Source organism: Streptomyces venetus, from assembly GCF_039540295.1.
Classification (GTDB): Bacteria; Actinomycetota; Actinomycetes; order Streptomycetales; family Streptomycetaceae; genus Streptomyces; species Streptomyces venetus.
Map to the genome: position 1 here is coordinate 576,918 of NZ_BAABET010000002.1, position 18,451 is coordinate 595,368.

Consider the following 18,451-nt stretch of genomic DNA (forward strand, 5'->3'; position numbering starts at 1 on the left):
GCCGATCCTGGCGAGCCCGCCGCCCCGGTCGCGCCTGTCGTGCCCGTGATCTTCCCCGGGCCCGCCGGGCCACCCGGAGCCGTCGGGCCCGCCGGATCAACCGAAGACGGAGAGGCCGGAGATGCCGAAGGGGTCTGAGAGGCCGGAGAGGCCGGAGAGGCCGGAGAGGCCAAAGAGGCCGGAGAGGCCGGAGAGGCCGAAGAGGCCGGAGTCGCAGGCGGCCCCGAGTCCACCCTGGGCAAGCGATGCACGTCCCGTGCCGTCCCCGTGACCCCGGACAGGAAGCCCTGGGCCCGGGGGGAGGCGTGTTCGGTCAGCCATGCCGGGTCGATGTCGCAGACGGCGACGCGGACCTCCGTGCCGGACAGGGCCAGCGGCAGGGTGTGGACGACCGTGGACGGGAAGCTGAGGATCGTCCGGCCGATGGGGCCGCGGCGGGCGATCAGTTCGAGGGGGAGTTCGGGGCGGACGATCTCCAAGCCCGTCTCGACCGCGAGGCGGTGCAGCTTCGTCGGGCTCTCGCGGCGGTGCGCGAAGTAGCGGGTGGCACCGTGGGCCGCGGCCAGGGCGCGGACGGCCTCCAGGTAGTGGTCGTCGTCCACGACACCCGTCTCCACCAGGGACGTGCCGACCATGTCGGCGCCCTTGGTGATGCGGGGCGGGCCGAAGCGGGACCGGGTCCAGGCGAAGTCGTTTGCGGTGACGGTGACACCGGCCGGGGTCTCCTCCACCGGCATGGACGAGAAGACCTCGACCCGGCGTTCGCCCCCGGGGGTCAGCCGGCGGCGGGCCGAGGAGGAGACCGGCGCGAAGATCAGGTCGCGGGGGCCCGGGCGGCCGCCTTTGCGGTGCCAGCGCACCAGCCGCTCGCCCCGGGCCAGCTGGCCGACGAACTCCATCGTGGCCGTGCCGTCGTCGACGACGACCAGGTCACGGGCGCGGGTGATCGTCAGCAGCAACTGCACGTAACGGGAGAACGGGTCCCCCAGCACCACCCGGCGCGCCCTGCGGAGCAGGCCCGTGAGGCCGCCGATGGTCTGGAAGGGCGCCATGGGGCCGCCGCGCGCCTCCTCCCAGCGCACCTCGTGCCCCTCGTCGCGGGCCAGGTCGGACATCCGCCGCAGCTGACCGCGCGTCATCGGGTCGACGGGTGACAGCACCACGAGGGTGAGCCCCACGCCGGGCGCATGCGCGTGCGCCCACTCCAGCACGTTCAGCAGCTGTACCGGACTCTCGACGAACGCGAGAGTGTGGGGGCCGGCGTTCCCGGCGCGGGGGCTCATCGACGTACGACCGTCCCGTCGTAAGGGGGTGTGGGGAGGGGTGCTCTCAGACGCCGACCGGCTCGCCCGCCGCGTCGGCGATCTCCGCCTCGGCGACCACACCGGTGACGCGGCGCAGCTTCTTCATCGGGGCCAGCTCGGACTCGTAGACCTTCTTCACGCCGTCGCCGAGGGAGGCCTCGATCGTGCGGATGTCACGGACGAGGCGGGTGAGGCCCTGCGGCTCGACGGAGGCGGCCTGGTCCGAGCCCCACATGGCGCGGTCCAGGGTGATGTGACGCTCGACGAAGGTGGCGCCGAGGGCGACCGCGGCGAGGGTGGTCTGCAGACCCGTCTCGTGGCCGGAGTAGCCGATCGGGACGTTCGGGTACTCCTGCTGGAGGGTGTTGATGACGCGCAGGTTGAGCTCCTCGGCCTTGGCCGGGTAGGTCGACGTGGCGTGGCACATCAGGATGTTGTCGGAGCCGAGGACCTCGACCGCGTGGCGGATCTGCTTCGGGGTCGACATGCCGGTGGAGAGGATCACCGCGCGGCCGGTGGCACGCAGGGCGCGCAGCAGCTCGTCGTCGGTGAGGGAGGCGGAGGCGACCTTGTGGGCGGGGACGTCGAACTTCTCCAGGAAGGCGACGGCCTCGGTGTCCCACGGGGAGGCGAACCAGTCGATGTTCTTCGACTTGCAGTAGTCGTCGATCGCGCGGTACTCGTCCTCGCCGAACTCCACGCGGTGGCGGTAGTCGATGTAGGTCATCCGGCCCCAGGGGGTGTCGCGCTCGATGTCCCACTGGTCGCGCGGGGTGCAGATCTCCGGGGTGCGCTTCTGGAACTTGACGGCGTCGCAGCCGGCCTCGGCGGCGGCGTCGATCAGCTTGAAGGCGTTCTCGAGGTCGCCGTTGTGGTTGATGCCGATCTCACCGCAGACGTAGACCGGACGGTCCGGGCCGACCTCGCGCGAACCGAACGTGCGGATACGGGAGTTGGTGCTCATGGCAGAGATGTCCTTACTTGGTGAGGGAATCGAGAGAGGGGCCGAGGATCCAGCTGGCGATCTCTCGGATCGCGCCGTCGCCACCGGGGACGGTGGTGACCGCGCGTGCGGCGCCGCGCACGACGTCGTGGGCGCTCGCGACCGCCACGGGCCAGCCGACGAGGGCGAAGCACGGGAGGTCATTGACGTCGTTGCCGACGTAGAGCACGCGCTCCGGCGCGATGCCCTGCTCCTCGCACCACTGCTTCAGCGCGAGGTCCTTGCGGTCGATGCCGTGCAGCACCGGGAGCTTGAGCTTCCGGGCCCGGGCGGCGACCACAGGGTTCTGTTCCGTGGACAGGATCAGCATGCTGAGGCCGCTCCTGCGGAGGGCCGCGATGCCGAGTCCGTCCCCGCGGTGCACGGAGACGAACTCCCGTCCGTCGGAGTCGACGAGCACCCGGTCGTCGGTCTGGGTGCCGTCGAAGTCGAGGACGACCGCGTCGATGTCGTCGGCGGTCGGGAGGGCGGCGACGGGGGTCCCCCCTGCTCGAGCGAAGTCGAGAGCTTGGGGGAGGTCCGCGTCGAAGAGCGGCGCGAGGGCCCGGGCGCGGGCCAGGTCGTGCGGATCGTCGATCTCCAGGACCCGGGCGGGGTCGGTGCGCACGAGTTCCGTGCGGCCGAAGAAGCGGTGCTGGTGCTTGCGGAAGCCGAGCGCGTCCATGCCGTAGACGGCGCCGGTCTCCAGGAAGTCCTGGGGGCGGTCCTGGCGGCGCGGGCGGAAGGACTTGTCGTGGTTGACGCCGTAGCCGCCGCCGACGGCCGCGTCGGACTCCGCGACGCTCCCGGCCGTGACTGCGTCCTCGGCGTACTCCGCGTCGCGCCACACGAAGCCGTGGAACGGGGCCACGGTCAGCGCGGTGTCGGCGCCGTTCTCCGCGATGGACTCGACGACCCCGTCCACGTCCTCGCGGATGATGAAGGGGCTGGTGCACTGCACCAGCAGCACCACGTCCACCTGCGCTGCGTGCAGGGCCTCGTGGGCGTCCATGGCGTGCAGCACCGCGGCCTCGGAGGTCGCGGTGTCCCCGGCGATGGCGGCGGGGCGCAGCACGATCTCCGCGCCCGCCTCGCGGGCGGCGGCGGCGATGGCCTGGTCGTCGGTGGAGACGACGACGTCGGTGACCAGCCGGGAGGCGAGGCACTCGCGCACCGCGCGGGACACCAGTGGGACGCCGCCGACGGGCAGGAGGTTCTTCGCGGGCACGCCCTTGGAGCCGCCGCGCGCGGGGATCACCGCGAGCACGCGGCGCACCGAGGCGCCTCGGCCCGCTTCCGGTTGGGACATGGGGACTACTCCTTGAGCAGGGGTCTCGGGGCGGCTCACAGCTCGCCCATCCGCCGGATGACGGGCGCCACGCGCTGCACGCCGTGCCGGTAGGCGCCGCGCGCCGCCCGGCGCACGATCTGCCGGACCGGACCGGGGTCCTTGTCGGCGGCGGGCGCGCCGGGCAGCGGGGTGCCGTCCGGGCCGAGGTGGTGGCGGGCGAGGATCCCGGGCAGATAGCCGGGGGCGGTGACGGGTGTGTAGTACGGGGCCAGCGGCGGCAGTCCGCCGGGCCGGCCGAGCAGCTCGGCGATGCGCTCGCGCGCGGCGTCGAAGGCGGACTCGTAGGAGCCTCCCCCAGACTCCGTCCGGGAGGTGCCCCCAGCGACCACGCCCTGCCGGGCCACCCACTCCGCGTCGGGCACCGGCCGGTGTCCGGCGTCGAGCTGGTCCCAGGAGGCGAGGCAGCCGGAGCCGACGAAGTGGTGGTTGCCGAGCGCCTCACGCACGCCGAGGTCGGTCAGGACGACGGTCGGGACGCGGCGGTGCAGCGACTCCAGGGCGGCTGTGGAACTGACCGTCACCAGCAGGTCGGTGTGGTCGAGGACCTCGCCCATGTTCCCGTACACCAGGCGGAAGTTGGCCGGCGGGTCGAGGCGCTGCACCAGCTTCTGGTAGGGGAGTTCCTCGATGTGGGTGGTGTGTTCGCCCGGCTTGGAGCGCAGCTTCAGCAGCACCTCGCGCTCGGGGTGCCGGCGGGCGTGCTGGACCAGCCGGTTCAGCAGGTACGTACGGTCCTTGCGGTTCTCCGGCACGGAGGGCTGGGCGGCGAAGACGACCGTGTAGGGGGTGTGTTCGCCTTCGTAGGCCGCGCCGCCGAGGAAGGGCAGGGCCACTTCGGTGACCGACGAGGCGTCGGCGCCCACCCCGTCGTAGACGGCCCGGAAACGCTCCGCGTCCTGGCGGGAGTTGGCGAGGACCAGGTCCGCGCCGTGCCGCAGCAGCAGGCCGTCGGCGAGCTTCTCGTAGACGACACCGACGTAGCCGGTGACCACGACCGGGCGTGACGTCCGGTTCTCCCAGGCCCGCTTGAGGCCGTGCAGCATCGCCTGCACACCGCCGCCGACCAGGGCGAGGACCAGGATGTCGTACGACTCCTCTTCCATGGCGCGCAGGAACTCGACGGCGGTGACCTCCCGCAGCGAGTCGGCACGCACCCCGACCTCCTCCAGCTGGCGCGGGGTGGGCGTCGCCCGGCCGCGCAGCAGGAATCCGTCGAGGGCAGGACCCACTTGCGCGTCCTCGCGCGGTCCGGTTTCCATGGAAGGTCCCGGGGCGATGCGGTGCGCGGTGAGCGCACCCCATTTCCATCGGGTGTCGGAGTCCGCGAGGACGGCGATTCGCGGGCGCTTCGGTGTACTTGCTGGCACGTCGAAGACGCTAGGAAGCAATTCCTAGGTATGGCGGAACCGTGACTCAACGAAAAGTTAACAACAGCCCACCGAGAGCCGAACTGGCCTGCTGGAAGGCGGGAAGTACACGGGGTGCACCGTTCTGACACATTGAGTTCACCCAGTGTATGTTCACCGGAAAGTTCCGGAGCCGGACGGGCTCCTAACGTTTTGCGGGTGCCTAAGCTTTCCGTGATCGTGCCGTTCTACAACGTGCAGCAATACGCCCCGGACACCCTCAGAAGCCTTCGGTTGAACGCCGACCGCGATTTCGAGTTCATCCTGGTCGACGACCATTCGAAGGACGAAACCCCGGCCATTCTCGAACGAGCGGCCGAGGACCTTTCGGATGTCGCGCGCGTGCGATACATCCGACACGAGCAGAACGGCGGGCTGGCGACGGCCCGCAACACCGGCCTGGACGCGGCGCAGGGCGAGTACCTGACGTTCCTGGACGGTGACGACTGGCTGGCCCCCGGCTATCTCGCCGAACTGGTGTCCGCGATGGACGAGTTGGGCTGCGACTTCGTCCGCACCGACCATGTGCAGGCGACCGCCCGGGCCCGTTCCGTGAGCCGGGTACCGGTCGGCCGGCGCTGGGAGGCGTTCAGCCCGCGGGACGCGATCCTGCCCGCCCACCGCTCGACGTCCGTCGACTACGCCTACGCGTGGGCCGGTGCCTACCACCGCCGCCTGCTCGACCAGGGCGTGCTGCACTTCACCGACGGACTGCGCACGGCCGAGGACCGGCCGTGGATCTGGAAGCTGCACCGCGAGGCGGAGTCGTTCGCCGTGGTGAGCCTGCTGGGCGTGTTCTACCGGCGCGGGGTGGCCTCGTCCCTGACCCAGATCGGCGACGTCCGCCAGCTCGACTTCATCCGGGCCTTCGACCAGGTGATCGAGGAAACGGCCGCGGACCGCGAGGCGGACCGGCTGCTGCCCAAGGCGGTGCGGACGTACTGCGCGATCATCGCCCACCACCTTTCCAACGAAGACAGGTTCGAACCGGCCGTGGCCAGGCAGCTGCGGTCGATGAGCGCGGCGGCCATCAGGCGCATGCCTCAGGACGCGCTCGGTGACGCACTGGAGGCTATGGACATGGACCGCTCGGCCAAGCTGCGGCGGCTGCGGCGCAGGGTCACCACGGCGGGGGCGGCCGCCTGATGCCCGGGACCACACAGATCTTCTGCGCCTCGACGCTGTACGGCGTCGCCACCCTGGCCGCGGCGATCGACTCGGACCTCTTCGAGGAGCCGGACCGCCGGGTGCTGCTGGTGTTCAACAACTCCGCGAACCCGGAGACGACCCCGGCTCTCGACGAGATGCCGGGCTTCGCGCCGCTGCGCGAGCACTTCGACGAGGTGCTGTCCTGGAACGAAGCGATCCGCCCCTTCCACCCCGGTGCCTGGACGCCGCGCTCCGACGACATCCCGCTGTTCGAGCGCTATCTGCGGATGCTGTGGGGTCTCGGCGACGACCGGGTGAGCCTGGTCCTTGAGTCCATCCAGGTCGCGCCCGCGCTCACGGTGGCCCAGCTGTTCACCGACGCCCCCGTCGACGTCTACGCCGACGGGCTGATGAGCTACGGCCCCACGCGCAACAAGCTCGACCCGCTGGTGGGCACGCGCGTGCGGCGGCTGCTGCACCTCGATCTGGTGCCGGGGCTCACGCCGATGCTGCTGACCGAGTTCGACGTGCCGGCACACCTGGTGCCGTCGCCCGCGTTCCTGAAGGTGCTGGGCGAGGTCGCCGAGGCCGTCCCCGAGCTGCCCGACCTCCCCGGTGACGCGGCGCTGCTGCTCGGCCAGTACCTGTCGGCGCTGAACATCCTCTCCCCCGAGGAGGAAGAGGACCTGCACGTGCGGATGATGCGGGGCGCCGTCGCCCGCGGCCACCGCACGGTCGTCTTCAAACCGCACCCGACCGCTCCGGCCCGCTACAGCCGCGCCCTGGAGTCCGAGGCCGAGAAGCTCGGTGTGGACCTCACCGTGCTGGACACGCCCGTGCTCGCCGAGGTGCTGTTCGACCGGGCCCGCCCGGCGCTGGTCGTGGGCTGCTTCTCGACGGCGCTGTTCACGGCCTCGGCGTTCTACGACCTGCCCGTGGCGCGCATCGGCACCGACCTGCTGCTGGAGCGGCTGACGCCCTACCAGAACAGCAACCGGATCCCCACCACCCTGGCGGACGCGCTGCTGCCCGATCTGGAACGGGACGGTGACGGTGACGTCCTGCCGGCCGAACGGCTGTCCGACCTGGTCACCGCCGTCGGGTTCACCATGCAGCCGCAGATCTATCCGGACCTGCGTCCGCAGGCGGAGCGGTTCCTCTCCCGGCACCTCGGTCCGCGCACCCGGCGCTACTTCAAGAAGCGCCGTCTCACCGCGCTCGGCCTGCCCGGTGGTATTCCGCAGCGGCTGGCCTTCCTGCCCCGCAACTCCACGGCACGCAGGGTGGTGCGCCGGGCGCGGGCGCTGCGCAAGGCGGTACGGCGCTGAAGCCGGCCCGCCCCGGCGGCGGGCTTCGGCGACATCCAGGTGAACCCGTGGGGACCGTCAGGCGAAGCCTGTCCCCGTCGAACGTTTTAGCGTCAATCTCCGTCCTAGGGTGACTGCCGGCGCCCTGCCCGCCCACAGGCGGCTCAGGTAGAGGACATACGAGCTACAGAGGTTTTCAGCGTGACCGAGACGGTCGTCAGCACCCGCAAGCCCCGGCCCGGTGTCGCCGTGCTGGTCGAACCACCGGGCGCCACGACCGTCCCACGGCGCCGGCAGAGCTCCGGCGGCCGGCTGCGCGCCCTGGACGGGCTGCGGCTGGTGGCCGCGCTGATGGTGGCGGCGTACCACTACGGCGGCCGGGACGGCGAGGTCGCCGAGGCCTGGGGGACCTCGCCCAAGGTCCAGTTCCCGACCCTGCACGAGTACTTCGCCTACGGCTGCCTCGGCGTCCAGGTCTTCTTCGTGATCAGTGGGTTCGTGATCTGCATGAGCGGCTGGGGCCGGCCGCTGAAGTCGTTCTTCGCTTCCCGCGCCTCGCGGCTGCTGCCCGCCTACTGGGTGGCGGTCGTGCTCGTGACGGCGGTGTTCGCGCTGCCGGTGGTCGCCTACAAGGCGGTCTCGCCGAGCGATGCGCTGGTGAACCTGACCATGCTCCAGATGCCGCTGGGCGTGGACCGGGTGCTCGGGGTGTGCTGGACGCTCTGGGCGGAGATCCGCTTCTACGCGCTGTTCGCGCTGTGCGTGGTGCTCCCCGGGGCGAACCGGCGCCGGGTGATCATGTTCTGCGGGGTCTGGATGCTGGCCGCGGTGATGGCCGAGAACGCGAACATGCCGCTGCTCGACATCGTGGTGATGCCCGAGTACGCCCCGTTCTTCATCGGCGGCGTCGGCCTCTACCTCGTCCACCTGGACCGGCGGGACGCCTACGGCTGGGGCATCGTCGCCGTGAGCTGGCTGATAGGGCAGCACTTCGCGGTGCAGAGCCTGTGGCACGCGCCCAGCGCGGACGGTTTCTCGTACCGCTCCTCGCTGGGCATCGTCGCCGTCGTGAGCTTCGGGTTCGTCGCGGTCGCGGCGATCGCGCTGGGCTGGCTGCGGTGGGCGAACTGGCGCTGGCTGACGGTGGCGGGGGCGCTGACGTATCCGTTCTACCTCGTCCACGAGCACCTCGGCTGGGTGGTGATCCACGCGCTGCACCGTGGTCTGGACCTGCCGTCCGGGGTGAGTTTCGCCCTGACCGCGGCCTCAATGCTGCTGCTGGCGTGGTTGCTGAACCACTATGTGGAGAAGCCGCTGACGCCACGGCTGCGGGCGATGCTGACGAAAGCCCGCTGAGGCTGTTCATGCGACGTTCAACCAGCCGTCGGTTCCGGCAACGCTGAGGGAGAAGGCTCGTCCCATGACCAACGCACAAGCGACCGACAAGCACCCCGGCGAGCTCACGGACGTCCCGGGCTGGTTCCCCGCGCTGGACCAGATGCTCTTCACCTGGTTCCTGGAGCGGCAGCGGAGCCAGGGGATCCAGGGCGATCTGCTGGAACTCGGCGTCTACATGGGCAAGAGCGCGATCCTGCTGGGCCACCACCTCCAGGCCGGTGAGAAGTTCACGGTCTGCGACCTGTTCGAGGGTGACGCCCCGGACGGCGCCAACCAGGCGGAGTCGCAGAAGTCCTACGCCTCGCTCACCCGGCAGACCTTCGAGCGGAACTACCTGTCCTTCCACGACACCCTGCCGACGGTGATCGCGGCCCCCAGCTCCGTGGTGCCCGAGAAGGTGGCCCCGAACTCCTGCCGCTTCATCCACGTGGACGCCTCGCACCTGTACGAGCACGTGCACGGCGACATCGGCGCGGCCCACGACATCCTGCTGCCCGAGGGCATCGTGGTCCTCGACGACTTCCGTTCCGAGCACACGCCGGGTGTCTCGGTCGCCGCCTGGGAGGCGGTCCTCAACCGCGGGCTGCGGCCGATCTGCCTCAGCACGCAGAAGCTGTACGGCACCTGGGGCGATCCCGAGCCGCTCCAGGAGGAGCTGCTCGACGTGCTCCGGCAGCGCTCGGACTGCGGGCTGAGCGTGCAGGAGGCGGCGGGGCACCGGCTGGTCCGGGCCCGGTCCAGGGGCATGAAGCCGCCGCCCTTCCCGACCTCCCGGCACTACCTGGCGCCGGCGCCGGCGAGCGTCCCGGCCGCCCGAGTCACCGAGTCCCGCGCGGCGCGCCCCGCCCGGCCCGCCCCGTCCCGGGCCCGCCGCCTCGCCAAGGACCTGCTGCCGCCCGTGGTCACCCGGGCCGTACGGCGGGCCCGCGCGAAGCACTCCTGACCCAGGGGTGTCATGAGACCCCGTATCGCGCCCCGATCCCCTCGACGACGAGGGTCAGCCCCTCCTCGAAGTGCCGTTCGTAGTCCTCGAAGATCTCCGCGCCCGCCTGGGCCGACAGCGGGAAGTCGGCCATCAGGCGGGCGCGTTCGTGTACGTCGTAGCCCTCGCGGCGCTCGCCGGGCAGGGGCCGCACGCCCTGTTCCTCGGTGACGAAGCCGAGCGTGTAGAGGTAGGCCGTGGTGAGCGCGCGGACCGCCTGGGGCAGGGTGAAGCCGGCGGCCGTGAACAGCCGCAGGTTGTCCTCCATCTGCCCGGCGTGCTCGATGCCGGTGAACCGTGAGCCGCTGAACACCTTCGCGCCGTCCCGGTAGCCGAGCAGGGCCGCGCGCAGCCCCCGGTTGGCCTTCAGCAGCCGTTCCCGCCAGGTGTCGGCGGGGTCGAGGTCCGCCCCTGCCACCATCCGGCGGTACATCTCCGTCGCCATCTCGTCCAGCAGCGCCTGCTTGTCCTTGAAGTGCCAGTAGAGGGCGGGCGCCTTGACGTCCAGTTCCCGGGCGATGGCGCGCAGGGTCAGGCCGTCCAGGCCCACCTCGTTCAGCAGCCGCAGCGCGGTGTCCGCGACCCGTCGGCGGTCCAGGGGCTCGCGTCGTTCCGTACTCACGCTTGACAACTTAACACCGTTAAGGCGACTCTCGTGAACGACAGCACTTAACAACGTTAAGGAGCGGGTGTTCATGGACACGGACGTGCTGGTGGTGGGCGCGGGCCCGACCGGGCTGGCGCTCGGTATCGATCTCGCCCGGCGGGGCGTGGCCGCGCTGGTCGTGGAGCGGGCGCAGGCGTTGTTCCCCGGCTCGCGCGGCAAGGGCATCCAGCCGCGCACCATGGAGGTCTTCGACGACCTGGGTGTGCTGGACGCGATCCGCGCGGCGGGCGGCTCCTATCCGGTCGGGATGATCTGGCAGGACGGCAGGCGGGCGGGCGAGCACCGGATGTTCGACCCGGCCGAGGCGAGCGAGGACGCGCCGTACAGCGAGCCGTGGATGGTGCCGCAGTGGCGTACGCAGGAGATCCTGCGGGCGCGGCTGGAGGAGCTGGGAGGGAAGGTGGCCTTCGGCCGGGAGGCCGTCGGCCTGACGCAGGACGCGGACGGGGTCCGCGTGGACTTCCGCGGGGAGTCCGGCTCCGGGGAGCACCTCACCGCCCGGTACGCCGTCGCGGCGGACGGCGGCCGCTCGACCGTGCGCGGACTGCTCGGCATCGGCATGACGGGCGAGACCCTCGACCCCCACCCGACGCTCGTGGCGGACGTCCGGATCAGCGGCCTGGACCGGGACAACTGGCACATCTTCCCGCCGGCCGGGGACGGCGACGGCTTCCTCGCGATCTGCCCGCTGGCCGGTACAGAGGACTTCCAGCTGGTGGCGCGGTTCCCGGACGGGACGGCCCCGGACCTGTCCCTGGACGGCATACGGAAGGTCGTCGCCGCCCGGTCACACCTCGCGGCGGAGGCCGTGACCGAGCTGCGCTGGGCCTCGGACTTCCGCCCCCGGGCGGCCCTGGCGGACCGCTTCCGCTCCGGTCGGGTCTTCCTCGCCGGCGACGCCGCGCACGTGCACTCCCCGGCAGGCGGCCAGGGCCTCAACACCAGCGTCCAGGACGCCTACAACCTGGGCTGGAAACTGGGCGCGGTGCTCCGCCACGGCGCGGACACCGCTCTCCTCGACTCCTACGAGGAGGAGCGGCGGCCCGTCGCCGCCGACATGCTGGGGCTGTCGACCAGCGTGCACCGCGGCGAGACCCCACGCGGCCAGGCGACCCGCCAACTCGGCCTCGGCTACCGGAAGTCGTCGCTCACCCACGAGACCCGGCCCGACCCGGGCCCGCTCCGGGCCGGTGACCGCGCGCCCGACGGCACCGTGGACGGCGTCCGGCTCTTCGACGCCTTCCGGGGACCCCACTGGACGCTGCTGGCGCTGGGCGGTGCGCAGCCTCCGGACGAGGTCACGGCTCTGGTCCACGTCGTACGGGGCCCGGCGCCCCGGACATACGGCCCCGGCCTGTTCCTCGTCCGGCCCGACGGCTACGTGGGCTGGGCGGGCGACTCGCCCGCGGGTCTCCCGGAGTACCTCGCCCGCTTCGGCCGGTGCTAGGCCGGGTGTCCGGCGCCTACGCGCTCGCCAGGGACAGCTTCACCGCGAAGCCCAGGAACAGCGCGCCCGCCGCCGAGGTGGCACCCGCCGACAGCCGCTTGCGGCGGCGGAAGGCGGCGGCCAGCCGGGTGCCGCCGAATATCAGCGCGCTCAGGTAGAGCACGCTGGCGAGCTGCGCGAAGGCACCCAGGACGACGAAGGACACGGCGGGATAGGCGTACCCCGGGTCGACGAACTGCACGAAGAAGGCGACGAAGAACAGGATCGCCTTCGGGTTGAACAAGCTGACGACGAAGGCCCGGCGGAAGGGCCGCTCCTCGGCGGGTGCGGGAGCCTCCACCGTCTCGGCGGACCGCTCACCACGGGTGCGCCACATGCCCCACGCGGCCCGCAGCATGCCTATGGCCAGCCAGGTCAGATAGCCGGCACCCGCGTACTTCACGATCCCGAACAGCACGGCGTTCGCCTGCAACAGCGAGGCGACACCGGCGGCGGACAGCGTCATCAGCACCGTGTCCCCGCACCAGACGCCCCCCGCCGCGGTGTACCCGGCACGCACGCCACGGCGGGCGGCCACGGACAGCACGTACAGCGAGTTGGGACCGGGCAGCAGGATGATGAGGACGAGGCCCGCCAGGTAAGTGGGCAGATCGATGACACCGAACATGGAAAGGAGTGTCGCACGAGGGTGTGACACTCCCCCCGGCCCCGGCCCCGGCCCCGGTCCCGGCCCCGGTCCCGGTCGCCGGTCAGAAGACGTCCGACGGAACGTACGCGCCCCAGACCTCGCGCAGCGCGTCGCAGACCTCGCCGACGGTGGCGCGGGCGCGCAGGGCGTCCTTCATGGGGTAGAGGACGTTGTCGTCGCCTTCGGCGGCCTTCTTCAGGGCCGCCAGGGCCGCGTCCACGGCCGGCTGGTCGCGCTCGGCGCGGAGTTTGGCCAGGCGTTCGGCCTGCCGGGCCTCGATGGCCGGGTCGACCCGCAGCGGCTCGTAGGGCTCTTCCTCGTCGAGCTGGAAGCGGTTGACGCCGACCACGACCCGCTGCCCGGAATCGGTCTCCTGGGCGATGCGGTAGGCGTTGCGCTCGATCTCGCCCTTCTGGAAACCCTGCTCGATGGCGGCCACGGCACCGCCGAGCTCCTCGACCTTGGCCATCAGTTCCACGGCCGCGGCCTCGACGTCGTCGGTCATCTTCTCGATGACGTAGGAGCCGGCGAAGGGGTCCACGGTGGCGGTGACGTCCGTTTCGTGGGCCAGGACCTGCTGGGTGCGCAGGGCCAGGCGGGCACTCTTGTCGGTGGGCAGGGCGATGGCCTCGTCGAAGGAGTTGGTGTGCAGCGACTGGGTGCCGCCCAGCACCGCCGCCAGCCCCTGCACCGCCACACGGACCAGGTTCACCTCGGGCTGCTGAGCCGTCAGCTGCACCCCGGCCGTCTGCGTGTGGAAGCGCAGCATCAGCGACTTGGGATTCCGCGCGCCGAACTCCTGGCGCATCACCCGCGCCCAGATCCGCCGCGCCGCACGGAACTTGGCGACCTCCTCCAGGAGTGTCGTCCGGGCGACGAAGAAGAACGACAGCCGCGGGGCGAAGTCGTCCACGTCCATCCCGGCGGCGACGGCCGTGCGCACGTACTCGATGCCGTCGGCGAGGGTGAAGGCGATCTCCTGCGCGGGGGACGCGCCCGCCTCGGCCATGTGGTAGCCCGAGATCGAGATCGTGTTCCACCTCGGGATCTCGGCCCGGCAGTACTTGAAGATGTCCGCGGTCAGCCGCAGCGACGGCTTCGGCGGGAAGATGTACGTGCCGCGGGCGATGTACTCCTTCAGCACGTCGTTCTGGATCGTGCCCGTCAGCTTGTCCGCGGGGACGCCCTGTTCCTCGGCGACCAGCTGGTACAGGAGCAGCAGCAGCGCGGCCGGGGCGTTGATCGTCATCGACGTGGAGACCTGCTCCAGCGGGATCCCGCCGAACAGCACCCGCATGTCCTCCACCGAGTCGATGGCCACGCCGACCTTGCCGACCTCGCCGTGCGCGATCGGCGCATCGGAGTCATGGCCCATCTGGGTGGGCAGGTCGAACGCGACCGACAACCCGGTCGTGCCGTGCGCGATCAGCTGCCGGTAACGGGCATTGGACTCCGCCGCCGTACCGAACCCCGCGTACTGCCGCATCGTCCACGGCCGCCCCGTGTACATCGACCGGTACACGCCACGGGTGTACGGATACGACCCCGGCTCCCCCAGCTTCTCCGCGGCGTCCCAGCCCTCGAGAGCCTCCGGCCCGTAGACCGGCTCGATCGGCAACCCTGACTCCGACTCGTGCGCCATGGCGTGATGCCTCCCCGTGGAAGTGACCTCGCTCACCACCATGCCCCCTGGTTCGCGACGGGTCACGTCCGGGGAACATCTCAGGTGACATCCGGGCACACCGGTGAGACGGCGGGGGGTCGTGTGCGTACCAGGGGCATGGGGAGAGCAGCGATCGCGGTGACAGTCGCCGGGGCGGCCGTACTGGCCGGCTGTACCGTGCAGCCCGCTGACGGCGACGGGAAGCGCCGCTCGCCGGTGCACATCGAGATGCCCGGCGACAGCCCGGCCCCGGCCCGCAGCCCCGCCGGGGGCGGCGGACCGGGCACCGCTCCCGCACCGCCCACCGACGACAAGCCGAGCGCCGCCCCCGCCCCGGCCCGTGTGCTGTGGTCCCGGGGCGACACCGGCCGTGACGTCCGTGAACTCCAGGCCCGGCTGCGCCAGGTCGCCTGGCTCTTCGACGGGCCGACCGGGACGTACGACGACGCCACGGAGCGGGCGGTCAGCGGCTTCCAGGGCAAGCGCGGACTGCCGCGCACCGGGCGGACGGACACCGTCACCTGGCAGCGGCTGCTGGGCATGACGCGCGAGCCGGGCCGGTGGGACCTGTACCTGATGGGCGGGCAGCCGGCCGATCCGCCGGACGCGCGCTGCCGGACCGGCCGGGTGCTGTGCATCGACAAGACCAGCAGGACACTGCGCTGGATGGTCGACGGGCGGACCGTGTCGACGGTGGCGGTGCGCTTCGGCTCGCAGTACACGCCGACCCGGGAAGGTGTCTTCTCCGTCTACTGGAAGTCGCGCGACCACGTGTCGACGCTCTACGACTCGCCCATGCCCTACGCGATGTTCTTCAGCGGCGGCCAGGCCGTGCACTACTCCGCCGACTTCGCGGCCCGGGGCTACGCGGGCGCCTCGCACGGCTGCGTCAACGTACGGGACGAGCGGGCGATCTCGGAGCTGTTCGCGCAGGTCCGCAACGGCGACAAGGTCGTCGTGTCCTGGTGAGGGAGGCGGGAGGGAGATTGGGGCGCGGGCGGGACCGGGGGAACGTGTCCCGCCCGCGCTCAGGTGCACGAGCCGTAGGTACGGGGGGAACCCCGGCTCTGTGCGACGGCCGATGACCAGTCGGCTCACTCATTACTGCGCCGGGGCGGCCGAAAACGTCACACCCTCGGCCAGAAGATTTTCCCGAAGTGCGAAACCGCAGGTCAGAGGTGCTTCCCAGACCGTGCGGAGTGGCCGCGGTCCGCGTGGCCGTCACCGGCGCCCTGCCGCTCGGTCCGCTGCTCGGCCTTCCGCTGGGCCTTGCGCTCGGCCTTGTCCTGCTCGCTGTCCTGCTTCGCGCCCTTGCCCTGCTCGGCGCCCTTGCCGTTGTTCGCGCCCTTGCCGTTGTTCGCGCCCTTGCCGCGGTCGGCGTCGTCGTGACCGCGCCGGGTGGCGGAGCCGTGGGAGCCGGCCAGGACACCCTTGCAGTACTTCCACACCCGGGGGCCGCCCGCCGCGTCCCGCAGGGCGCGCCGGTGCTCGCCGTTCAGCCGCTTGCCTTCGCGCAGGTCACGGCAGGCGGCGGCGACCTTCCCACGGCCCTCGCCGGGGCGGTCTCCCTTGTCACCGGAGCCGGGCTTCGGAGCCGCCTCGTCGCGGTCCCCGGTCCGGCCCGAGCCACCGGCGCCGCCCGTCGAGGTGCCGCGCGGCGCGGCGCCGGGCGTGGACCCGCCCTGCACGGCGTCGCTCGGGGAGGTCGAGATCAGCGGGCGCTCGGGCGGAGTGACACCGGCCGAGACGGAGGCGCCGGGGGCGGGCTCGTCACCGCCGAACGGTGCTTTCAGGACTCCGGTTCCGGCCGCGACGGCGACTCCGCCGACCATGCCGACGGCCAGCACGGCGGCCAGTGCGAGGCGCGCGGGACGTGCCCACCGGGGCCGCCGGACACCGCCGGAGCCGCTGCCCCGTGAGGTTCCGATCCGGACCAGCCCGGCGTCGACGATGTCGCGGCCCGTCCGCTCGCCGGTGCCCGCACGGGCCCCCTCGGCGTCGGCGCGTTCCGCGCGCGCCTTGCGGAAGGCGGCCGTCGCGGCGGCCTCACCGGGGAGTTCCTCGCTGGTCAGCGGTGGTGACGCGGACAGCGCGTCGAGTGTCCTGGCGAGGCGTTCGACCCGTTCAGGGGCTGCGCCGTCGACAGCTTCGAGTGGCTCTCCGCTCAGCAAGCGCTCCGCTGTTTCGCGGTCCAGCCACCTGTACTGCTCGTCGGCCATCACACATCCTTCTGCGTCCGCGCGACGCTTTGCGTCACACGTGCGGACGTCATGGCACTACCACGTGGTTCTCTCGGGGGCGGCAGGGCGTCGAGCACCCCGGCCGATTCCGGATCGGCCTCCGGATCGCCGCCGAGCAGTTCCGCGAGCCGCTTCAGGCCCCGGTGCGCCGCCGTCCGGACGGCGCCCGGGCGCTTGCCGAGCGTCTCGGCCGCGGTCTTCGCGTCGAGCCCCACGACCACGCGCAGCACGACCGCCTCGGCCTGGTCCTGCGGCAGCCGGGAGATGAGGGAGAAGGCGCCGTCGGTGGCGAGCGCCTCGATGGCCTCGCCCGCGGTGTCCGACTCGGCGGGCCGGCCGGTCAGTTCGGTCTCGTCGCCGCCGATCGCGGGCCGCCGCCCGCGCATGCGTATGTGGTCCAGCGCACGGTTGCGGGCGATACGGGCGGCCCAGCCGCGGAAGCGGTCCGCGTCGCCGGTGAACCGCTCCAGGTCACGGGCTATCTGAAGCCACGCCTCGGACGTCACGTCCTCGGCGTCGGGGTCGCCGACCAGCGTCCGTACGTATCCGAGCAGCCGCGGGTGCACGGTGCGGTACACAGTCCGGAACGCGGTTTCATCTCCGTCCTGTGCCGCACGCACCGCGGCGGTCAGCTCCGCGTCGTCCCCCAGCACCGCACCCCTTTTGCGCCGGCGCCGCTTTCGCGGACCGGGTTCTCGCCGTCGTGGTTCCTCAATGAAATGGTTGCGGCCTTCCGAGGCCGCTGGTGGTTGCGGTGGTCTTGCCGCCTCCGCTGTTGGCGCGAATGGCACGTTACGACCTGAAACCACTCCCCGTCCATGTCCGCCGGAGATGCAACTAAGCCGTGACACGCCGGGGTGTGACAGAAAACGCACACCGGACGCTGTAGGGAGTACGGGCCGCCGCGCGGTCCGTGCCGCGCGACGGCCGGGGCCTCTCCTGTGGGGGGTGGCGGCCTCGGCCGTTGCCAAGGCGGTGTCTCCGGATTCGCCGGATCCCTTACTGAGAACGGCCGTTGGGCCGAGCGGGCGCACTGTCGTCCCGGCCCTTGCCCGTGCCGGTGTTCTCGCCGGCGCCCTTGTTCCCGGAACCACCGCTCTTCTCGGAACCGCCGCTGTTCCCGGCACCGCCGCTCTGCTCGGGCTTGGGCTCGGGCGTCGACCGCTCCAGCCGCGCGGCGCAGTACCGCGTGACGTTCCTCTCACCGCCCGCGGCGTCGACGAGACGCTGCCAGGCCGTCGCGTCCATGGCCCGGCCGCGGCCCTCGACCCGCTCGTAGGCGCGGCAGTGGGCCTCGGTGTCCCGGGCGGTGGCCGGGCGGTCGGGACGGGCGGGGGCGGAGCCGGTGGCGGTGCCGGAAGGGCGGCCGGGGTCGCCGGTGCGGGGAGGCGTCCGGGCCGGGTCGCTCGGGGTGCCGCTCGTGGCGGGCGGGTGCCCGCGGTCGTCGTCCGGGCCGTCCGCCGGGGATCCCGCCGCGCCGATCGCCGCCACGGCGACACCGCCCAGGGTGAGGCTCGCGAACAGCACGCCGAGCGTCGTCCTCAGCGACCGCCCCAGGTACCGCCGCCGCTCCCGGGGCCGCCAGTCGTCCCGGAGGCGGGTGCGCGTCCGGTGGGCCCCGGCGTCCCGGGCGGCGCGGAACGCGGCCACGGCCCGCCGCTCCGCCTCGGCGTCGACACCGTCCCGGATGAGGGAGGCGGCGATGAACGCCTCGACCTCGGAGTCGAGAAGGGCATGACGGGAGGCGCGGCCGGCAAGCCCGCCGTCGCTCTGCCGCTCACCCATGTGCGTGTCCGTCCCTGCTCGATCCACTCGTCCCACTCGGCCTGTCCGGCCTCACCAGTACGTCCCGTTCGTCCGCCCTGTT

15 protein-coding genes and 1 pseudogene are annotated in these 18,451 nt (G+C 72.0%); 6 read left to right on the plus strand and 10 right to left on the minus strand.

From position 1 onward, the window contains the following. Nucleotides 1–230: 230 nt before the first annotated feature. The 4 genes and pseudogenes from ABEA82_RS07525 to ABEA82_RS07540 all read right to left on the minus strand — a co-directional run. Nucleotides 231–1,283: pseudogene (locus ABEA82_RS07525) on the minus strand (hypothetical protein); the annotation flags it as partial. A 46-nt stretch (nucleotides 1,284–1,329) separates the two neighbouring features. Further along, complete coding sequence (locus tag ABEA82_RS07530; RefSeq protein WP_345660595.1) at nucleotides 1,330–2,268, minus strand: N-acetylneuraminate synthase family protein; 939 nt, start codon at nucleotides 2,266–2,268, stop codon at nucleotides 1,330–1,332. Between the two features lie 13 nt (nucleotides 2,269–2,281). Next, a complete protein-coding gene (locus tag ABEA82_RS07535) occupies nucleotides 2,282–3,595 on the minus strand; it encodes a cytidylyltransferase domain-containing protein (RefSeq protein WP_345660596.1) in 1,314 nt (437 codons plus the stop codon). Nucleotides 3,596–3,630: 35 nt separating this feature from the next. Next, complete coding sequence (locus tag ABEA82_RS07540) at nucleotides 3,631–5,004, minus strand: DUF6716 putative glycosyltransferase (protein WP_345660597.1); 1,374 nt, start codon at nucleotides 5,002–5,004, stop codon at nucleotides 3,631–3,633. Nucleotides 5,005–5,202: 198 nt separating this feature from the next. On the opposite strand from ABEA82_RS07540, the gene ABEA82_RS07545 reads away from it, so the two are divergent. The 4 genes from ABEA82_RS07545 to ABEA82_RS07560 all read left to right on the plus strand — a co-directional run bounded on the left by ABEA82_RS07545 (nucleotide 5,203) and on the right by ABEA82_RS07560 (nucleotide 9,840). Continuing rightward, nucleotides 5,203–6,189, plus strand: coding sequence for a glycosyltransferase family 2 protein (locus ABEA82_RS07545; RefSeq protein WP_003992533.1), 987 nt, complete (start codon nucleotides 5,203–5,205; stop codon nucleotides 6,187–6,189). Then, nucleotides 6,189–7,520: an alpha-2,8-polysialyltransferase family protein gene (locus ABEA82_RS07550; protein ID WP_345660598.1), complete on the plus strand. Its 1,332-nt coding sequence runs from the start codon at nucleotides 6,189–6,191 to the stop codon at nucleotides 7,518–7,520. Before ABEA82_RS07545 ends, ABEA82_RS07550 begins: the two co-directional genes overlap by 1 nt. Before the next feature lie 180 nt (nucleotides 7,521–7,700). Beyond that, nucleotides 7,701–8,855, plus strand: coding sequence for an acyltransferase family protein (locus ABEA82_RS07555; protein ID WP_425588492.1), 1,155 nt, complete (start codon nucleotides 7,701–7,703; stop codon nucleotides 8,853–8,855). A gap of 64 nt (nucleotides 8,856–8,919) precedes the next feature. Continuing rightward, the gene (locus ABEA82_RS07560) at nucleotides 8,920–9,840 is read left to right on the plus strand and encodes a class I SAM-dependent methyltransferase (RefSeq protein ID WP_345660599.1); all 921 of its coding nucleotides are present in this window, start codon (nucleotides 8,920–8,922) and stop codon (nucleotides 9,838–9,840) included. A 10-nt stretch (nucleotides 9,841–9,850) separates the two neighbouring features. Here the strand turns inward: ABEA82_RS07560 and ABEA82_RS07565 are convergent, their stop codons facing one another. Then, entirely contained in the window at nucleotides 9,851–10,501 is a 651-nt protein-coding gene (locus ABEA82_RS07565) for a TetR/AcrR family transcriptional regulator C-terminal domain-containing protein (protein ID WP_345660600.1), read from the minus strand. A 73-nt stretch (nucleotides 10,502–10,574) separates the two neighbouring features. On the opposite strand from ABEA82_RS07565, the gene ABEA82_RS07570 reads away from it, so the two are divergent. Beyond that, complete coding sequence (locus tag ABEA82_RS07570) at nucleotides 10,575–11,993, plus strand: FAD-dependent oxidoreductase (RefSeq protein ID WP_345660601.1); 1,419 nt, start codon at nucleotides 10,575–10,577, stop codon at nucleotides 11,991–11,993. Nucleotides 11,994–12,009: 16 nt separating this feature from the next. Here the strand turns inward: ABEA82_RS07570 and leuE are convergent, their stop codons facing one another. Beyond that, nucleotides 12,010–12,660, minus strand: a complete 651-nt coding sequence (gene leuE, locus ABEA82_RS07575; protein WP_345660602.1) for a leucine efflux protein LeuE — start codon at nucleotides 12,658–12,660, stop codon at nucleotides 12,010–12,012. Nucleotides 12,661–12,742: 82 nt separating this feature from the next. Further along, a complete protein-coding gene (locus tag ABEA82_RS07580; protein WP_345660603.1) occupies nucleotides 12,743–14,323 on the minus strand; it encodes an acyl-CoA mutase large subunit family protein in 1,581 nt (526 codons plus the stop codon). Nucleotides 14,324–14,461: 138 nt separating this feature from the next. Between ABEA82_RS07580 and ABEA82_RS07585 the strand changes: the two genes are divergently transcribed. Beyond that, nucleotides 14,462–15,313 carry a L,D-transpeptidase family protein gene (locus ABEA82_RS07585; protein ID WP_345660604.1) on the plus strand — a complete coding sequence of 284 codons (852 nt, stop codon included), beginning with the start codon at nucleotides 14,462–14,464 and terminating at the stop codon, nucleotides 15,311–15,313. Between the two features lie 203 nt (nucleotides 15,314–15,516). Here the strand turns inward: ABEA82_RS07585 and ABEA82_RS07590 are convergent, their stop codons facing one another. The 3 genes from ABEA82_RS07590 to ABEA82_RS07600 form a co-directional block, all read right to left on the minus strand. Beyond that, on the minus strand, nucleotides 15,517–16,563 hold the full coding sequence (locus ABEA82_RS07590) for a hypothetical protein (protein ID WP_345660605.1): 1,047 nt from the start codon (nucleotides 16,561–16,563) through the stop codon (nucleotides 15,517–15,519). After that, nucleotides 16,563–17,237: an RNA polymerase sigma factor gene (locus ABEA82_RS07595; protein ID WP_345660606.1), complete on the minus strand. Its 675-nt coding sequence runs from the start codon at nucleotides 17,235–17,237 to the stop codon at nucleotides 16,563–16,565. Before ABEA82_RS07595 ends, ABEA82_RS07590 begins: the two co-directional genes overlap by 1 nt. A 346-nt stretch (nucleotides 17,238–17,583) precedes the next feature. Beyond that, nucleotides 17,584–18,369, minus strand: a complete 786-nt coding sequence (locus ABEA82_RS07600; protein WP_345660607.1) for a hypothetical protein — start codon at nucleotides 18,367–18,369, stop codon at nucleotides 17,584–17,586. Between the last annotated feature and the right edge of the window lie 82 nt (nucleotides 18,370–18,451).

Coding starts and splice junctions, on each gene's coding strand:
- ABEA82_RS07530 (WP_345660595.1), bottom strand. CDS start 2,268: ATGAGCACCAACTCCCGTATCCGCACGTTCGGTTCGCGCGAGGTCGGC.
- ABEA82_RS07535 (WP_345660596.1), bottom strand. CDS start 3,595: ATGTCCCAACCGGAAGCGGGCCGAGGCGCCTCGGTGCGCCGCGTGCTC.
- ABEA82_RS07550 (WP_345660598.1), top strand. CDS start 6,189: ATGCCCGGGACCACACAGATCTTCTGCGCCTCGACGCTGTACGGCGTC.
- ABEA82_RS07560 (WP_345660599.1), top strand. CDS start 8,920: ATGACCAACGCACAAGCGACCGACAAGCACCCCGGCGAGCTCACGGAC.
- ABEA82_RS07570 (WP_345660601.1), top strand. CDS start 10,575: ATGGACACGGACGTGCTGGTGGTGGGCGCGGGCCCGACCGGGCTGGCG.
- leuE (WP_345660602.1), bottom strand. CDS start 12,660: ATGTTCGGTGTCATCGATCTGCCCACTTACCTGGCGGGCCTCGTCCTC.
- ABEA82_RS07580 (WP_345660603.1), bottom strand. CDS start 14,323: ATGGCGCACGAGTCGGAGTCAGGGTTGCCGATCGAGCCGGTCTACGGG.
- ABEA82_RS07585 (WP_345660604.1), top strand. CDS start 14,462: ATGGGGAGAGCAGCGATCGCGGTGACAGTCGCCGGGGCGGCCGTACTG.
- ABEA82_RS07590 (WP_345660605.1), bottom strand. CDS start 16,563: ATGGCCGACGAGCAGTACAGGTGGCTGGACCGCGAAACAGCGGAGCGC.
- ABEA82_RS07600 (WP_345660607.1), bottom strand. CDS start 18,369: ATGGGTGAGCGGCAGAGCGACGGCGGGCTTGCCGGCCGCGCCTCCCGT.